The 18,102-nt window shown below is 57.7% G+C and carries 13 protein-coding genes; 10 read left to right on the top strand and 3 right to left on the bottom strand.

The annotated features are described in order from the left end of the window. Positions 1 to 366: 366 nt before the first annotated feature. The 3 genes from ACWHXD_RS23715 to ACWHXD_RS23705 all read right to left on the bottom strand — a co-directional run bounded on the left by ACWHXD_RS23715 (position 367) and on the right by ACWHXD_RS23705 (position 6,674). Complete coding sequence (locus tag ACWHXD_RS23715) at positions 367 to 5,037, bottom strand: RHS repeat domain-containing protein (RefSeq protein ID WP_138763563.1); 4,671 nt, start codon at positions 5,035 to 5,037, stop codon at positions 367 to 369. A 262-nt stretch (positions 5,038 to 5,299) separates the two neighbouring features. Continuing rightward, positions 5,300 to 5,896 (bottom strand): superoxide dismutase, encoded by a 597-nt coding sequence (locus ACWHXD_RS23710; protein ID WP_032895567.1) that lies wholly within the window; start codon positions 5,894 to 5,896, stop codon positions 5,300 to 5,302. A 178-nt stretch (positions 5,897 to 6,074) separates the two neighbouring features. Continuing rightward, positions 6,075 to 6,674, bottom strand: coding sequence for a LysE/ArgO family amino acid transporter (locus tag ACWHXD_RS23705; RefSeq protein WP_032895568.1), 600 nt, complete (start codon positions 6,672 to 6,674; stop codon positions 6,075 to 6,077). A 100-nt stretch (positions 6,675 to 6,774) separates the two neighbouring features. On the opposite strand from ACWHXD_RS23705, the gene ACWHXD_RS23700 reads away from it, so the two are divergent. From ACWHXD_RS23700 to ACWHXD_RS23655, 10 genes are all read left to right on the top strand, one after another. Continuing rightward, positions 6,775 to 7,668 carry a LysR family transcriptional regulator ArgP gene (locus ACWHXD_RS23700; RefSeq protein WP_003193773.1) on the top strand — a complete coding sequence of 298 codons (894 nt, stop codon included), beginning with the start codon at positions 6,775 to 6,777 and terminating at the stop codon, positions 7,666 to 7,668. Between the two features lie 52 nt (positions 7,669 to 7,720). After that, positions 7,721 to 8,719: an NAD-dependent epimerase/dehydratase family protein gene (locus ACWHXD_RS23695; RefSeq protein ID WP_138763564.1), complete on the top strand. Its 999-nt coding sequence runs from the start codon at positions 7,721 to 7,723 to the stop codon at positions 8,717 to 8,719. 127 nt (positions 8,720 to 8,846) lie between these two features. Beyond that, positions 8,847 to 9,671 (top strand): ATPase, encoded by an 825-nt coding sequence (locus ACWHXD_RS23690; RefSeq protein ID WP_044267739.1) that lies wholly within the window; start codon positions 8,847 to 8,849, stop codon positions 9,669 to 9,671. 233 nt (positions 9,672 to 9,904) lie between these two features. Then, entirely contained in the window at positions 9,905 to 11,164 is a 1,260-nt protein-coding gene (locus ACWHXD_RS23685) for a D-mannose isomerase (RefSeq protein WP_138763565.1), read from the top strand. Between the two features lie 104 nt (positions 11,165 to 11,268). Then, the gene (locus ACWHXD_RS23680; RefSeq protein WP_003193767.1) at positions 11,269 to 12,555 is read left to right on the top strand and encodes an ABC transporter substrate-binding protein; all 1,287 of its coding nucleotides are present in this window, start codon (positions 11,269 to 11,271) and stop codon (positions 12,553 to 12,555) included. Positions 12,556 to 12,711: 156 nt separating this feature from the next. Then, on the top strand, positions 12,712 to 13,620 hold the full coding sequence (locus ACWHXD_RS23675) for a carbohydrate ABC transporter permease (protein WP_003193765.1): 909 nt from the start codon (positions 12,712 to 12,714) through the stop codon (positions 13,618 to 13,620). Further along, a complete protein-coding gene (locus ACWHXD_RS23670) occupies positions 13,613 to 14,458 on the top strand; it encodes a carbohydrate ABC transporter permease (RefSeq protein ID WP_003193763.1) in 846 nt (281 codons plus the stop codon). The genes ACWHXD_RS23675 and ACWHXD_RS23670 overlap by 8 nt, the downstream gene beginning before the upstream one ends. 2 nt (positions 14,459 to 14,460) lie before the next feature. After that, positions 14,461 to 15,621 carry an ABC transporter ATP-binding protein gene (locus ACWHXD_RS23665; RefSeq protein ID WP_044267736.1) on the top strand — a complete coding sequence of 387 codons (1,161 nt, stop codon included), beginning with the start codon at positions 14,461 to 14,463 and terminating at the stop codon, positions 15,619 to 15,621. Between the two features lie 85 nt (positions 15,622 to 15,706). Next, positions 15,707 to 17,053 carry a carbohydrate porin gene (locus ACWHXD_RS23660; RefSeq protein ID WP_003193760.1) on the top strand — a complete coding sequence of 449 codons (1,347 nt, stop codon included), beginning with the start codon at positions 15,707 to 15,709 and terminating at the stop codon, positions 17,051 to 17,053. 98 nt (positions 17,054 to 17,151) lie between these two features. After that, positions 17,152 to 17,997, top strand: a complete 846-nt coding sequence (locus ACWHXD_RS23655) for a D-hexose-6-phosphate mutarotase (protein ID WP_032895574.1) — start codon at positions 17,152 to 17,154, stop codon at positions 17,995 to 17,997. The last annotated feature ends 105 nt before the right edge of the window (positions 17,998 to 18,102 follow it).

Genomic DNA, 18,102 nt, shown 5'->3' with positions numbered 1-18,102 from the left:
CCTTTGCGTCCTTGCCGACCGTGTCTACGAGCTTGTTCGCCAAGTCCAGAGCGCCTTTTGCCACATCCAGGCCCTTGTCGAGAAGGCCCGATACCATCGGGATTGCGCCTGCTGCCATCGAAATAGGATCCATCGTCATTCTCCACATTCATTCAGGAGGGTTATTCCTCCTGACGGTTGTGTGGTCAATTGTTACGGTTAAGTTCCGGTATCTCTGGGCTGTCTGCCTGGCGCGCATAAAAAAGCCCGGCGATTGCCGGGCTCAAGTTCAGCGAATGCCCTGAGACGGTACGCCAGTCGATCGCTGGCGATTGATGTCAGTATCGGGCGAGGCCAGTGCCCCGGCGCTGCTGCGCTGAGGGCGGTTTACTTCCGGATACTAGTCCATAACTTGTGCCAGCTACCATTCGGCAACCAAGTACCATTACCGATGAGCGTATTCAAACCGTCCACTTTCTCCATTTCACTCAGCGCCCCGGTATTACTCAATACGCCGGTAACACCAAATAGCAGGGTGTTAAAGTCTTGGAATAGTTCGATGCTCGGTGTTTCCTTGAGGACCCCAGTGTATTGATAAGGCTCTATCAGGCGCAGCTTAGATATAGGATCCATATTCTCCGGCAGCTCGCCAAGGCCGGCTCGCACTATTTTTTGGGCCGGCGAAACAGCTGCCGTGCGTCGAAAGACGTTCTTGCCGACAGTGCGTGTCGTATTCCCCAGGTAGTTGGAAAGTCTTGCAAATCTCTGTGGCATGTTCTTGATCAGTGCCGTAGCTCCAGAGGCAATACCGAAGAATAGTGAGGCCCAGGCCAGTCCTTGGGACCATTCCGGATGGCTCTCTGCAATAACTACTGCGGTGACCGCCAATACTGCTGAAGTAAGAGCGGCCAAGGCCGCTGCTACTATCAGCGACGCCGGGGCCGTCATAATTGCGGTGAGCACCCCTATACCGCTAAATATTATGGTGGAAATCACCTTGCCACTCTCACCAAGGCCGAGAGGCTCGGGCAGATTGTCTCCCCAAATGTTCCTCAGTGCCCGGCTAACCGAGAAGTGACCGCTGGGGTCATGAAAGTTGATCGGGTCGTTACCGACACAATAGCCGTAGGCGTGTGGGCCACCGATGCCAAATGGGCTGCTGGTGTCTGGGGCGTGGAACTGTCGTATCTGGGGCAGGTAGACGCGTTCGCCCAAGGGGATTTGGCCGTTCGTGGCGTCATCGTATTCTCCTTGGTAGCCCAATAAGGAGTGGGTATCTTCGAAGAAGTGTTCGCCGAACGCGGTATAGGCATGAAACTTTGTGGTTTCAGCCACTGCGTCGTAGGTGACACACACCGTGCCATTAAGGTCTCGCCATTCGTACAGGATCCTGTCCACCCCTGAAATCCTGGTTTGTTGGGCGATGCAACTGGCGCTGCCGGGCTGCAATTGCCGGAAATTGCTTTCATTCTCAATGGCATATTCGCCGTTGAGCTGGCCCTCTCTATAGATGAGCTGACGTTGGTCCGGCCCCTCACCTACTGTCATCAGGCTATCATCGGGGGCATAGCCGTATAGCCTGCTCCCTATCTGCGTCAAGCGTCCCAACCAGTCATAGTGGTATTTTCTGCCTTTTTGATCTTGAGAGATGCGGCCGGCGGCGTCATAGGTCAAAGTGGCCGATTTTGTGTAGTCCGCATGCGTGTTCTCGATCTTTTCCAGGCGAACCCCCATTGAGCTGTCGTAGGTATAGGTCGCGGTATTGCGCGCGCCAGCGAAGGTGCTGACACACCGGCTGACGTTGCCAAGTGCGTCGTAGGTGAACTCTTCTTTGTCTATGAGTTTTCCTTTCGGGTTTTGTGGCCTCCATACCCCTGTTGTCGTGCATGACTTAAGCCTCCCAGCAGCTGTGTAGGTGAAGCTGCGTGAGCCCAGGACGTCGCTGTCTCCTTTCAACTGAACCTGTTTGAACCGGCCATCACTATAATAAGATGTCATTATTTTAAGGATGATGGAGGTATTGACGGGGTGAAACTCGCGCATGATTTCACGTTGCTGAGCGTCGTATTCATATTTGAGATCAACGTGTTTCGCTGCGTCGGTCTTAACCTCTAGACGTTCATTCTCTGCGAGCCCTTGGTCATTGTATGTGTAGGAGGTGACGAACTCTTTTTTGCTAAAGGTACGCTGTCCACCTGAGTTGTATAGGAACTTCGTTGTCGCGCCGAATACGTCGGTATCAGTGAGTAAACGCCCTGCGGGCGAGTAACTGCAGGATACTTCTTTGGTTTTGCCAGACTGCGTCTGAGCGTGTTGTTGCGTCACGCGCAGTTGGCTGTCATGGTGGTGTTTCAGAATACGCTCTCCCTCACTGGCGGTGGAGATGTTTTGCCTGGCATGGGCATAGCTGAACGTTTTCTGTTTGCTGCCGTCTTCGTTAGTGATTTTGCTCAGCTTATTGCCCAGTTCCGGGATGTACTCATGTTTGAGGACGTGGCCGTCCGCTGTTTTTGTCGAGGCAGGGACCGTGCTGGCGCCAATATAGGTATAGGTTTCGGTCGCGTCGCCCCGGGTCAAGCTAGTGACGCGGCCCCACGCATCAAACGTACGCTTACCCAGCGAGCGTCTTTGCAGGCCAAGCAGGGAGAAACTGATGTCTATGGTTTTAGGTTCGTTGCTCGGAGAAAGAGCGGGGTAGGTGTAATGGTAGGTGTAGGCAAGGTTTAAAAGGGGTAGCAAGCCTTTATCGTCTTCAACATGGGCCTCCGTGAGTACGCGTCCGAAAGAATCGCGGGTATAGGTGATGGTGGTGACCCCGAACTCGCCATCGGTTTGCAACTGCTCAAGGAGTCGCTCCTCTGTGTAGGTAGCGGTTTGAGTCTGATAGACCGCGCCATTCTGATCGCGAAACTCAACTTTCTTGATTGTTTCGTCCTCGTTGTAGGTGGTTATCTTTCTATGTTTATCAGTGGGTGTTCCGCTCCACTCTGTGCGTGTCATCGCGATGGGGTCGTAGCGGTTAACGTCTCGCCGGCCGCTGCTATAGTTTCGCTGCTCGACTTCACCCCAACCATCATAGACCACCTCACTCCACTCACTGAACTGCGTGCCGTCTGCGTGGTAATCATATTGGGTGCTGCGCTTCTCCCTTCCGTAAATGTCGTAGCTGACCTCCTTGAGCAGGCGTTGAGTGCCTGGTTCGGGGTAGTCGTACTCTCTGAGGAGTCGGTCCTGCCCATCGTATACTTCTAAGCGAACCTGCCCGTTAGCTTCAGTGATCATGACTTGGCCTGGGGCAGGGTAGGTATAGGCCGTGATTTGCTTATACGTTGGGCTCTGCGCACATAAGGTGAGGGTCGCTAACCTTCCGAACGCGTCGTAAGTGTACTCGGCACGATTACCGTCCGTGTCTACCTGGCGTATAAGTCGCCCGCTAAGCACGCTTTGAGTGCTTGAGGAAACGCGCGTCCGGGTGCCGATGCTCTCGGTGGTTGTGGTGGTTAGCTCGGTATTGTTTGTGCCTCCAAGAGCGTAATTGAAGTCTCGAACGGGTAAGCGGAATTCGCCGTCGTTCTGAGTGATTTTTTTTGGTTTTCCTTTTCGAAAGCTGTTTTCTTCGTAATAATTAATGAGTTGGTAGGTTATGCGTTGCTTGAAAAGTTTATAGGGCGAAAATATTTGAGTTAATCGGCTAAGTTTTTGCTCGCTCATGCCATTTATTGAAACATAATCGAACTGTTTGACGATCTTAACTCCGGGAGATGAGCTGAATGAGTACTGAGTTTCTTGGCGGGGGAGAGGAGCATGGCCATTGACAGGAGGGTCGTAATTATATTCAGTTGCCTTTCCCGGTTGTATGTTCTCGATCAAGGCGGCATGTTGATTAAGTCGATTTTGAATTTCTATCTTTCGGCTCTTGGTGTTGTGGCTGTACGTAATAGTTCGGTCGTTTTTTATAGCGGTTGAGTCAGCAGAAATTGTGTGGCTTGTGGTGATAATGAAAGGTACGTTGCGGCTGGATCTTGTCACGGTTTCCAATACGATTTCATTGGTTTTGTAGTCGTATTTGTATTCTGTTATCGCTTCGTGAAATTTGGTGGTTATGTAGTAATCAAGCCTGTCTGAGCGGTCGTATTCATAACGGTGAACAAATGGTAGGACGCCATTACTAGGGTAGATGTAATGTTCGTTCACACATGGCAGTTTTGTTAATTTCGGATTGTCCGGAAAACTCAACCCATTGTCGCTATACAACAACACTTCGACGAGGCCGTCCCAATTGGTGAATTTGTTCAGTAACCAACCAGCGGTCTCATGGTCCATATACTCAAGCTTGGTTTGGATATCGTCGGCGAGCACTACGGATGTGAGGGCGTAGTCCTCAATGTTCAGTTGATAACGCAGTTTTTCAGCGGGGTGGGTCGGCCAGTAGGTCATGGTGACGGGGGTTATCGCTGGTTGGTCGGTGTCATTGGCAAGTGTGTATTCTATTTCGATCAGGGGGTCTCCCTCGCCGTCACCGTCGCGAATACTTTGTAATTTTGTCTGGTAATAGGTTTTACCCTCTATGATATGAGGTGTGGCTATCCAGTTAAAATGCAGTTTGTTGTAACCATCGTCGGTCAGCCACTCTGGAAAATAAAATAACGTGTCTTCCAATTTTGATAGGAGCTCTACTCTACCTCCGCGCCGGACCTTTAGTTTTCCATCATTATCCCATTCAGCGTCGATCGTAGGGGTGTTCAAGTTTTTGCCCTTTTTCAGGGACAGTGTTTCTCCACTATGGAGCGTCAGCCTTTCATATTCCTCACTGTAGAGGGTAGGGCTGAATTCCCAGCCGTCGCCCAGGGCGGCTTGGTTGTTGGTCAGAGGGCTATAGAATAGGTTCATTTCGAATACGGGGCCATTGCCTGAGTTACCGATAATTGCAGGCATCTTTATATAAGCTTCAAACAACCCAGTGCGGGTGTTCACCATATTGGATTTTTGTGTGGTTGCATTAAAGATTGGCTCGCTTTCGTAGTCGGCCGGGTCTTTGCCCATTGGGTTGTGCGCCATGGTTAATCTCCTTATAACGTGATAGTCCTGACCGTTCAGAACGGGGTATGGAGATATGAGCGTATGGAAGAATCAACCGGTTAGAACCTGTGAGTTCTGACAGTTGTTTATAATGATTGGCTATGGCTTGGGTTGTTTATAAGTATATGTTGGGAGGTGACTAGGCATAAAAAAACCGAAATCCAAAAGGACTTCGGTTTTTTGAACGGATCACGGATTATTTGATAATCACTCAAATGACCAGCAGTGCGGCAAGCGTTGCTTAGGCAGTGAAGGCCTTACCTTCGAACTGCTCAGCCACGAACTTCCAGTTGACCAGGTTCCAGAACGCTTCCACATACTTTGGACGCACGTTGCGGTAGTCGATGTAGTAGGCGTGTTCCCAGACGTCGCAGGTCAGCAGCGGGGTGTCGCCGTTGGTCAGCGGGTTGCCGGCGCCGATGGTGCTGGCCAGGGCCAGGGAACCGTCAGCCTTTTTCACCAACCAGCCCCAACCGGAACCGAAGGTGCCGACCGAAGTCTTGGTGAACTCTTCCTTGAACTTGTCGAACGAACCGAACGCAGCGTTGATGGCGTCGCCAAGCGCGCCGGTGGGTTGGCCGCCGGCGTTTGGCGCCAGGCAGTTCCAGTAGAAGGTGTGGTTCCAGACTTGAGCGGCGTTGTTGAAGATGCCGCCCGAGGAAGACTTGACGATCTCTTCCAGGGTCTTGCCTTCGAACTCGGTGCCAGGCACCAGGTTGTTCAGGTTCACGACATAGGTGTTGTGGTGCTTGTCGTGGTGGTATTCCAAGGTTTCCTTGGAGATGTGCGGCTGCAGGGCATCGTGTGCGTAGGGCAGCGGCGGCAATTCGAAAGCCATGATGATTCTCCTAATCAGGTCAGTTGCGGTGAGCGCAAGGCCGATCACGGGCGGCCAAACATGCGCCGGGGAGTTTGTACTCTTTGCGGCGCAGGGGTCCGATCATAGCACCGGGGGTGCGGCATAACCACGCAACAACTGTGTGGGATAGAGGTTCCAGCGCGTTTTGGAATATTGCTCAGGCGCTGATCAGTTGATAGGCCACCGAGAACATCATCGCGGCCACCAGCAGGTCCAGCAGGCGCCAGGTGGCCGGGCGTGCCAGCCAGGGTGCCAGCCATGCCGCACCCAACGCCAGGGTGGCGAACCACAGAAACGAAGCACTGGCCGCACCGGCTACGTAGGCACCCGGTTCGGTTTGTTGCGCGCCCAGGGAGCCGATCAGCAGGACGGTGTCCAGGTAGACGTGGGGGTTGAGCAAGGTCACTGCCAGGGCGCTCAGCAATACGGCGCGCAATGAGCGCGTCTTGAGGCTGTCGCTTTGGTCCAGGCTCTGTTTCGAGCAGGCCCTGCGCAGCGCGCATGCGCCGTACCACAGCAGGAACGCAGCGCCGCCCCAGCGTGCCACCGCCAGCAGTATCGGGCTTTGCGCCAGCACGGTGGCCAACCCGAATACCCCTGCGGCCACAAGCAGTGCGTCGCAGATCACACACAGCGCCGCCACGGGTAAGTGATGTTCGCGGCGCAGGCTTTGCGCGAGTACGAATGCATTTTGGCTACCGATTGCCATGATCAGCCCGAGGGCCACCAGCAAACCGTTCATATAGCTTTGCCACATAGAGGGAGATCCTTGTTGATGCTCAAACGATGCTGGCTATGGTGCGGGTCGGGGCTGTATAAGAAAAACCAATATTGCTGATCGCTCATTAGAGAAACTGATGTTCGACTATAAATTGCTTTCCGCCCTGGCGGCGGTGGTGGAACAAGCCGGCTTTGAGCGCGGTGCCCAAGTGTTGGGGCTATCGCAGTCCGCCATCTCCCAACGCATCAAGCTATTGGAGGCGCGCATCGGCCAGCCGGTGTTGATACGCGCCTCGCCGCCAACGCCCACCGATATCGGCCGGCGCCTGCTCAACCATGTGCAGCAGGTGCGTTTGCTGGAGCGTGACCTGCAAAGCCAGGTGCCGGCCCTGGACGAGGAGGGCATGCCCGAGCGCCTGCGCATTGCCCTGAATGCCGACAGCCTCGCCACCTGGTGGGCCGAGGCGGTCAGCGACTTCTGCGCCGAACAGCATTTGCTGCTGGACCTGGTGGTCGAAGACCAGACCGTGGGCCTCAAACGCATGCGCGCTGGTGAAGTGGCGGCCTGCATTTGCGCCAGCGAGCGCCCCGTGGCCGGTGCCCGCAGCCTGTTGCTGGGCGCCATGCGTTATCGGGCGCTGGCCAGCCCGGCCTTTCTGGCGCGGCATTTTCCTGGGGGCGTGCGGGCCGACCAATTGGCGCGCACGCCTGCGCTGGTGTTCGGCCCGGATGATTTCCTGCAGCACCGCTACCTGGCATCCCTGGGAGTGGACGGTGGTTTCGAACACCATCTATGCCCGTCATCCGAAGGCTTTATCCGCCTGACGGAAGCCGGCCTGGGCTGGGGGCTGGTGCCTGAATTGCAGGTGCGCGACCAGTTGGAAACCGGCGTATTGGTCGAGTTATTGCCAGATAAGCCCATCGATGTGCCGCTGTACTGGCATCATTGGCGCAGTGGCGGACAACTGTTGGGCTTGTTGACCGACCATCTGGCCGATGTGTGTGGTCATTGGTTGGTGCCGTTGGAGTGATGGCGCGCGTCAAGGCAACAGCGATGAAAAACGAAAGAACACGGAGTACTACATGAAAATTCTGGTCACCGGCGCAAGCGGCTTCATCGGCGGGCGCTTTGCGCGCTTCGCCCTTGAGCAGGGCCTGGACGTGCGGGTCAACGGGCGGCGCGCCGAGGGTGTGGAACACCTGGTACGGCGTGGTGCCGAGTTTATCCAGGGTGACTTGAATGACGCCGACCTGGTGCGTGACCTGTGCCGCGATGTCGAAGCCGTGGTGCATTGCGCCGGCGCCGTCGGGCTGTGGGGCAAGTATCAGGACTTCCACCAGAACAACGTGCTGGTCACCGAAAACGTCGTCGAAGCCTGCCTGAAACAGCGCGTCGGGCGCCTGGTGCACCTGTCGTCGCCGTCGATCTACTTTGACGGCAGGGACCACCTGGGGCTCACCGAAGAACAAGTGCCCAAGCGTTTCAAGCATCCCTATGCCGCCACCAAGTACCTTGCCGAGCAGAAGGTGTTCGGCGCCCAGGAATTCGGCTTGGAAGTGATAGCCCTGCGCCCACGGTTTGTTACCGGGGCCGGCGATATGAGCATCTTCCCGCGCCTGCTGAAAATGCAGCGCAAGAACCGCCTGGCGATCATCGGCGACGGCTTGAACAAAGTCGACTTCACCAGTGTGCACAACCTTAACGAGGCGCTGCTCAGCAGTTTGCTCGCCACCGGCTCGGCGCTGGGCAAAGCCTATAACATCAGCAACGGCGCACCGGTGCCGATCTGGGATGTGGTGAACTACGTGATGCGGCAAATGGAGCTGCCCCAGGTGACCCGTTACCGCTCCTACGGTGTGGCCTACAGCGTGGCAGCCTTGAATGAAGCCTTCTGCGCGATATGGCCGGGGCGGCCGGAACCGGCGTTGTCGCGCCTGGGCATGCAGGTGATGAACAAAGATTTCACCCTCGACATCAGCCGCGCCAGGCATTATCTCGACTACGAGCCCAAGGTCAGCCTGTGGGCCGCGCTTGACGAGTTCTGCAGCTGGTGGAAAGCCCAGAACCCGGGCCGCCAATAAGCTCATAAGCAGCAACACTTCGGGAACCCAATTCCAGGTTCCGAGTCGATCCATGCGCCGGGAGTGCGGTTTATACTCCTGCCGCTCGGCTTTGCAGCCAGCCATCTCATTGATTCAGGGTAGATTCATGCGTAACGATGCTAAAGACGACTTCGACAACGTTCCCAGCCTGCGGGCCGATAGTGGGGATGACGATGATTTCGTGCCGACCGCCGCGACGTCGGTGCGTTCGCGAACGACGCCCGTGGTCAAGGTCAAGAGCGCCAGCACTGGGCCGTTGTGGGCACTGGTTGGCGCGCTGTTGATCGCCTTCGCGGGCCTGGCCTGGTGGAGCTTTCAGCAGATCTCCCTGATGGGCCAGCAGTTGGTCGCCACCCAGGAGAGTTTTGCCCGCATCAGCGAGGAAGCGGCGGGGCGCCTGCAGGCGATTTCCGGCAAGGTCGTGGCCAGCGAAGCCAATGTGAACAACGGCAGCGAAGCCTTGAAACTGCAGATCAAGCAGCTGGAAGCCCAGTTGCAGGAGCAGGGCAAACAACAGTTGGGCGTCGCGGGCCAAGCCACCGAACTGGACAGCCGCCTGGCGCAGATGAGTGCCAGCACCACCGAACTGACAGCGGCCAACACCAAGCTGCAAGGCCAGGTGCAGGCCCTCACTGACGCGGTCGCCAGCCTTACGGCAGCGCAGGCCGAGGTCAAGGGCCTGGCCACCGATGTGGCGGCCTTGAAGAAGCAAGGCAACCCGAGCGCGGCCATCGCCCGTCTCGAGCAGGACCTACTGGTACTCAAGAGCGCCCAGGAAAACCAGCCGGCCAACGTCGACGCGCCGACCAACAAGGAATTCGACGTGTTCCGCATCCAGACCACGCGCAATATCACCACCTTGCAGAGCCAGGTGCAGAACTTGAATCAGCGTCTCAATGCGCCGGCTGCGGCCACCCCACTGGGCCAATGACCGCAAATCGTCCTCTGTAGGAGCGAGCTTGCTCGCGAAAAACGTTAACGATCACGCGGGTTTCCTGGATAAGCGCGGCGCTTGTTGGCTTTTCGCGAGCAAGCTCGCTCCTACATTAGGATTAGGGTGTTGATTGTCACCATTTGGTGACATTTACCCTCCCTTTCGTTACTTGCCCATCCCACGCCCTTGTTTAGACTCCGGTCATCCCAAAAAAACAATAAGGGCCACCCATGACCACCCATCCACTGCCTGCCAGCAGTTGGCTGAATGCACCTGCCCATCACGCCTGGCTCGCCGCCGAAGGCCAGCGGCTGCTGGCGTTCGCCAAGGCATCGCGCCTGCCGGACGGTTTCGGCAATCTCGACGATAAAGGCCAATTGCCGGCCAACGCCCGCGCCGAAACCATGAACACTGCGCGCATGACCCACAGCTTTGCAATGGCCCATGCCATGGGGTTGCCGGGCTATGCCGAGCTGGTGGCGCACGGTGTGGCGGCGCTCAGCGGCCCGCTGCGCGACAGCGAGCACGGTGGCTGGTTCGCCGCGCCCCACGCGGCTGATGGCAACACCGGCAAGGCCGCCTACCTGCACGCCTTCGTGGCCCTCGCGGCCAGCTCTGCCGTGGTGGCCGGCGCGCCGGGTGCGCGCACATTAATGAACGACGCTATCCATATCATCGACCAGTTCTTCTGGAGCGAAGAGGAGGGCGTCATGCTCGAATCTTTTGCCCAGGACTGGAGCGGCGTCGAAGCCTATCGTGGCGCCAACAGCAACATGCACGCCACCGAAGCCTTCCTGGCGCTGGCCGATGTCAGCGGTGATACACGCTGGCTGGACCGCGCGCTGCGCATTGTCGAGCGAGTGATCCACACCCATGCCGCCGGCAACCAGTTAATGGTCATCGAGCATTTCGACGCGCAGTGGAAGCCCTTGCTCGGTTACAACCAAGACAACCCCGCCGATGGCTTTCGCCCATACGGCATTACACCCGGCCATGGTTTTGAATGGGCGCGGTTGCTGCTGCACCTGGAAGCTGCGCGCCTCAAGGCTAAGCTGGCCACGCCAGACTGGCTGGTGAGCGACGCCAAAGACCTGTTCGCCAGTGCCTGCGAGTACGCCTGGGCGGTGGATGGTGCGCCGGGCCTTGTCTACACTTTGGATTGGAACCAGCGCCCGGTGGTACGCGAGCGCCTGCACTGGACCCATGCTGAAGCCAGCGCCGCCGCTCAGGCGCTGCTCAAACGTACCGGCGAACTGCATTACGAAACCTGGTACCGACGCTTCTGGGAATTTTGCGAAACCCACTTCATCGACCGGCTCCAGGGCAGTTGGCACCACGAACTCAGCCCGCACAACCAACCCAGCAGTAAAATCTGGGGCGGCAAACCTGACCTGTACCATGCCTGGCAAGCGGTTGTGCTGCCTGCACTGCCCTTGGCACCCAGTTTGGCCAGCGCATTGGGCAGCGGATGCTATGTCACCAAGTGGTGACATTTGTGCGTCCCTTTGTTACCTGCGCCCTGAAAATCCATGTTTAAACTCCGTGCAGCGCAAGCTCTAGACTTGCATGCATAACAACAAGAAAAGGTACTCAGATGAACGCGATTAATCGCCTCGCCGTCGCTATTTCCATTGCCTCGTTGTTCCCCCTCAGTGCATTTGCCGCCGACTCCAAAGGTACGGTGGAAGTGGTGCATTGGTGGACCTCCGGCGGTGAAAAAGCGGCTGTGGATGTCCTGAAGGCCCAAGTTGAGAAAGACGGCTTCACCTGGAAAGACGGTGCTGTAGCAGGCGGCGGTGGCGCCACTGCCATGACCGTGCTCAAAAGCCGCGCGGTCGCTGGCAACCCGCCAGGCGTTGCCCAGATCAAAGGCCCCGACATCCAGGAATGGGCGTCGACTGGCCTGCTCGACACCGACGTGCTCAAAGACGTCGCCAAAGAAGAAAAGTGGGACTCGCTGCTCGACAAGAAAGTCTCCGACACCGTGAAATACGACGGTGACTACGTCGCCGTGCCGGTGAACATCCACCGCGTAAACTGGCTGTGGATCAACCCGGAAGTCTTCAAGAAAGCCGGCATCACCAAGAACCCAACTACCCTCGAAGAATTCTACGCAGCCGGCGACAAGCTCAAGGCCGCAGGCTTCATTGCGCTCGCCCACGGCGGCCAGCCTTGGCAGGACAGCACCGTGTTCGAAGCAGTGGTGCTCTCGGTCATGGGTGCTGATGGTTACAAGAAAGCCCTGGTCGACCTTGATAACGGCGCCCTGACTGGCCCAGAGATGGTCAAGGCCCTCACCGAGCTGAAGAAAGTCGCGACCTACATGGACGTCGACGGCAAGGGCCAGGACTGGAACCTGGAAGCTGGCAAGGTCATCAACGGCAAGGCCGGCATGCAGATCATGGGTGACTGGGCCAAGTCCGAATGGACTGCGGCCAAGAAAGTCGCCGGCAAGGATTATGAGTGCGTAGCGTTCCCGGGCACCGACAAAGCCTTCACCTACAACATCGACTCCCTGGCGGTGTTCAAGCAGAAAGACAAAGGCACTGCTGCGGGCCAGCAGGACATCGCCAAAGTCGTGCTGGGTGAAAACTTCCAGAAGGTGTTCAGCATCAACAAGGGTTCTATCCCTGTGCGTAACGACATGCTGACCAAGATGGAATCCTACGGTTTTGACTCCTGCGCCCAGACCGCCGCCAAGGACTTTTTGGCCGACGCCAAGACCGGTGGCCTGCAGCCAAGCATGGCCCACAACATGGCCACGACCCTGGCAGTGCAGGGTGCGTTCTTTGATGTCGTGACCAACTTCATCAACGACCCGAAAGCCGACCCGGCCGACACCGCCAAGAAGCTTGGCGCGGCGATCAAGTCGGCCAAGTAACACAGCCACTGTAGGAGCGAGCTTGCTCGCGAAAAACTCAAGGTCACCGCGTTCATCCTGTATGCACGCGTTATCGTTGAAGTCCTTCGCGAGCAAGCTCGCTCCTACAGGGTTCGGTTCTGCTGATAGTCCTTTTTCCCTGTACTGGATTTTCCCATGAGTTCTGTTGCTGTGTTCAGCAAGGCCTCGCCATTCGATGTGCTGCAGCGCTGGCTCCCTAAACTGGTGCTGGCGCCGAGCATGTTCATCGTGCTGGTGGGCTTTTATGGCTACATCCTGTGGACGTTCGTGCTGTCGTTCACCACCTCGACGTTCCTGCCCAGCTACAAATGGGCGGGCCTGGCGCAGTATCAGCGGCTGTTCGATAACGACCGCTGGTGGGTGGCGAGCAAGAACCTGGCCGTGTTCGGCGGCATGTTCATCGGCATCACCCTGGTGATCGGTGTGCTGCTGGCGATTTTCCTCGACCAGAAAATCCGCCGCGAAGGCTTTATCCGCACCATTTACCTGTACCCGATGGCGCTCTCCATGATCGTCACCGGTACCGCCTGGAAATGGCTGCTCAACCCGGGCATGGGCCTGGACAAACTCCTGCGGGACTGGGGCTGGGAAGGCTTTCGTCTCGATTGGCTGATCGACCCGGACCGCGTGGTCTACTGCCTGGTGATCGCCGCTGTGTGGCAAGCCTCCGGCTTTATCATGGCGATGTTCCTCGCTGGCCTGCGCGGCGTTGATCAATCGATCATTCGTGCTGCGCAGATCGACGGCGCAAGCCTGCCGCGTATCTACTGGAGCGTGGTGCTGCCCAGCCTGCGTCCGGTGTTCTTCAGTGCAGTGATGATCCTGGCGCACATTGCGATCAAGAGCTTCGACCTGGTGGCGGCAATGACCGCAGGCGGCCCGGGCTACTCCTCCGACCTGCCGGCGATGTTCATGTACTCGTTCACCTTCAGTCGCGGCCAGATGGGCATGGGCTCGGCCAGTGCAATCCTGATGCTCGGTGCGATCCTCGCGATCATCGTGCCGTACCTGTATTCCGAGCTGAGGACCAAGCGCAATGACTAGTCTCGCCGCCAAACCTGCCATCAGCCTGAGCCGCATCGCGATCTACGCGGTGCTGATCCTGGCGGTGCTGCTGTACCTGGTGCCGCTGGTGGTGATGTTGCTCACCAGCTTCAAGACCCCGGAAGACATCAGCACCGGTAACCTGCTGAGCTGGCCCACCGTGGTCAGCGGCATCGGCTGGGTCAAGGCCTGGGCCACTGTGGATGGCTACTTCTGGAACTCGATCAAGATCACCGTTCCTGCTGTGCTGATCTCTACCGCCATTGGCGCCTTGAACGGCTACGTGCTGTCGTTCTGGCGCTTTCGCGGTTCGCAGTTGTTCTTCGGCCTGCTGCTGTTCGGCTGCTTCCTGCCGTTCCAGACCGTGCTGCTGCCCGCGTCGTTCACCCTCGGCAAGATGGGCCTGGCCAGCACCACCACCGGCCTGGTGTTTATCCACGTGGTCTACGGCCTGGCGTTCACCACGCTGTTCTTCCGTAACTACTACGTGAGCATCCCGGATGCGCTGATCAAGGCCGCACGCCTGGACGGAGCGGGGTTCTTCACCATCTTCCGCCGGATCATCCTGCCGATGTCGACGCCGATCATCATGGTCTGCCTGATCTGGCAGTTCACCCAGATCTGGAACGACTTCCTGTTCGGTGTGGTGTTCTCCAGCGGCGACTCCCAGCCCATCACGGTGGCGCTGAACAACCTGGTCAACACCAGCACCGGGGCCAAGGAATATAACGTGGATATGGCGGCGGCGATGATCGCCGGGCTGCCGACCCTGCTGGTCTATGTGATCGCAGGCAAGTATTTCGTGCGCGGCCTCACGGCCGGCGCGGTCAAGGGGTAATCATGGCTACGCTTGAACTTCGCAATGTAAACAAGACCTATGGCGCCGGCCTGCCCGACACCTTGAAGAACATCGAACTGTCGATCAAGGAAGGCGAGTTCCTCATCCTGGTCGGCCCGTCGGGTTGTGGTAAATCCACGCTGATGAACTGCATCGCCGGCCTTGAGACCATCACCGGCGGCGCGATCATGATCGGTGATCAAGACGTGAGCGGCATGAGCCCCAAGGACCGTGACATCGCCATGGTGTTCCAGTCCTACGCGTTGTACCCAACCATGAGCGTGCGCGAGAACATCGAGTTCGGCCTCAAGATCCGCAAGATGCCGCAAGCCGACATCGACGCTGAAGTGGCGCGCGTGGCCAAGCTGCTGCAAATCGAGCACTTGCTCAACCGCAAGCCGGGCCAGTTGTCCGGGGGGCAACAACAGCGCGTGGCCATGGGCCGTGCCTTGGCGCGCCGGCCGAAGATCTACCTGTTCGACGAACCGCTGTCCAACCTTGACGCCAAGCTGCGCGTCGAGATGCGTACCGAAATGAAGCTGATGCACCAGCGTCTTAAAACCACCACCGTCTACGTGACCCACGACCAGATCGAAGCGATGACCCTGGGCGACAAAGTGGCGGTGATGAAGGACGGAATCATCCAGCAATTCGGCACGCCGAAGGAAATTTACAACGACCCTGCCAACCTGTTTGTGGCAAGCTTTATCGGTTCACCACCGATGAACTTCGTTCCCATGCGCCTAAAACGCCAGAACGGTGATTTGGTGGCGGTGCTCGACAGCGGCCAGGCCCGTTGCGAGTTGGCGCTGGGCATGAATGACGCCGGGCTGGAAGACCGCGATGTGATCCTGGGCCTGCGCCCGGAGCAGATCGTGCTGGCAGCGGGCGAGGGTAATGGCTCGTCGAGCATTCGTGCCGAAGTGCAGGTAACCGAGCCGACCGGCCCGGACACCCTGGTGTTTGTGCAGCTCAACGACACCAAGGTCTGCTGCCGTTTGGCGCCGGACGTGGCACCGCAAGTGGGTGAGACCCTGACCTTGCAGTTCGACCCGGCCAAGGTATTGCTGTTTGACGCCAAGACCGGTGAGCGATTGGGCACAGCGGCTTCATTGCCGGCACAGGGGCATGCCGACAATGTGACCCAGTTCAAGGGCCGTTAAGCAAGATAAGTGATTGTTTTAGTTAAAAAATGTAACCCGCGTTAGATAAAAACAGTTTAATAACAATAAAGACGAGGATGTAGGGATGAAAAAGCAACACAACAACACCCGGCTGATCTGCCAACTGTCAGCGGCAGCAGCCCTTGTATTGTCCGCCAATGCGATGGCGGCCGATGCATTCAGCGCCGATTCCAAGTGGATGACCGGCGATTGGGGCGGCGAGCGTACCAAGCTGATCGAGCAAGGTATCGACATCAAGGCCGACTACGTGGGCGAGATGGGCTACAACGCCCACGGCGGCTACAACGACGACAAGACCGGTCGTTACTCCGACCAGTTCGGTCTGGGCGTGGCACTGGACCTGCAAAAACTGTGGGGCTGGGATAACACCCAGGCCAAGATCCAGTTGACCAACCGGAATGGCCAGAACATCTCCAATGACCGCATTGGCGACCCGCGTGCCGGCACCTTGAGCTCCTCGCAAGAAGTGTATGGCCGTGGCCACATGGTGCGTCTGACCCAGTTCTGGATTCAGCACCAGATGTTCGACAACAAGCTGGACGTGAAGCTCGGTTACTTCGGTGAGGGCGAAGACTTCAACACCTTCCCTTGCGACTTCCAGAACCTGTCGTTCTGCGGCTCCCAGGTCGGTAACTACGTCAATACCTGGTACAACTGGCCGGTCGCCCAGGCCGCTATCCGCGTGAAGTACAACATCACGCCTGAGCTGTATGCGCAGATCGGTGCCTACAACCAGAACCCGTCGCAGTTGGAGCATGGCAACGGCTTCAAACTCAGCGGTAGCGGTACCAAGGGCACCGTGATCCCGGTGGAATTGGTCTGGTCGCCGAAGGTTAATAACCTGCCGGGCGAATACCGTGTGGGCTTCTATAAAAGTGCGGCCGATGCTCCGGATGTACGTGAAGACGTCAACGGTAACGATGCGGTCCTCAGCGGCGCCGACTTCCGTACCCGCAGCAGCAAGAAAGGCTACTGGTTCGTTGCGCAACAGCAACTCACCACCCATAACGGCGACGCTTCCCGTGGCCTGAACATCGCAGCCAACGCGACCTTCCATGACAAAGAAACCAACCTGGTCGACAACTACCAGTCGTTGATGCTGGTGTACAAAGGCCCATTCGACGCGCGTCCAAAAGATGACGTCGGCATTGGTGTCGCTCGCCTGCATGTCAACAATGATGTGAAGAAGAACTCTGAGCTGCTCAACGACGCCAGGGGCGTGAGCGACTACGACAATCCGCTGTACACGCCGATTCGTGAGACTGAATACAACGTCGAACTCAACTACGGTTTCCACGTCACCAACTGGCTGACTGTGCGTCCGAACCTGCAGTACGTTGTTCAGCCTGGTGGCGTGGATAAAGTCGACAACGCGCTGGTAGCGGGCCTGAAAATTCAGTCTACGTTCTAACGCTGTTGCGATAAGCTCCTCTCTCTGTGCGCATTTGCGGGTAGCCATGGCTATCCGCTTTTTTTTGCGTGGCACTGTGATATTCGGGACCTGGGCACATGCACGAGCAACCGCTGCAACGCTTTTTCAAATCCCTGCGCGAGCGTCCGGTGTTCGCCTGGGAGCGCTTTCAGATGCGCGATGTGTTGGTGATCGACCATCCGCTGTGCCAGGCGGTGTTCAGTCGCCAGGGCGCGCAACTGTTGCATTTTCAGCCCACCGGCCAGAAGCCCTGGCTGTGGTGCGCAGCCAAGTGGCCGCAGGTCGGCGCCATTCGTGGCGGCGTGCCGGTGTGCTGGCCGTGGTATGGCCGCCACCCCAGCGAAAATGCCTGGCCTTCCCACGGTTGGGCCCGCTTGATCGACTGGAAACTGCTCGACAGCAGCACTGATGACGACGGCGTGCGCCTGCACTGGCAATTGCAACTGTGCGACTGGCAGGTGGACTTGCACGCGCACCTGGGCGACACCTTGGAACTGCGCCTGAGTACCGAGCATCACGACGAGCTGCCGTGCCAGTTGAGCCATGCATTGCACGCTTACTGGCGTATTGGTCACGTTGATGAGGTAGCGCTGTCTGGGCTCGAAGGGGCGCAAGGTTATGACCAGCTCAATCGCCAGGTTTGCCAGCAGGAAGGTGAATTGCGGGTCGATGGTGGATGCCAGCGGGTGTTCCAGCATGAGGGTGAATTGCAGCTCAAGGACCACGCCTGGCAGCGCGAACTGTGCATCGACACGGGCGATACTGCCGACACCGTGGTGTGGCACCCGGGGAGCCGGCCGTTATTGGGTGTGAGCTTTAACGAAGCGTCGGGGTTTGTGTGCGTGGAGGCGGCGATGGCGGCGGCGAGCCTGGCGCCGGGGGAGAGGGCGCATTTGAGTTTGCAGGCGCGGGCGGCAGTTTAGTGGTGTAGCTGATGGCCCCTTCGCGAGCAAGCCCGCTCCCACATTAGACCGAGTTCCACTTATGGAATGCAGTCGAGTGTGGGAGCGGGCTTGCTCGCGAAGAGG

Source organism: Pseudomonas fjordensis (assembly GCF_976987115.1).
Note: the sequence above shows the minus strand (reverse complement) of the source record. Positions and strands in the feature narration are given on the sequence as shown.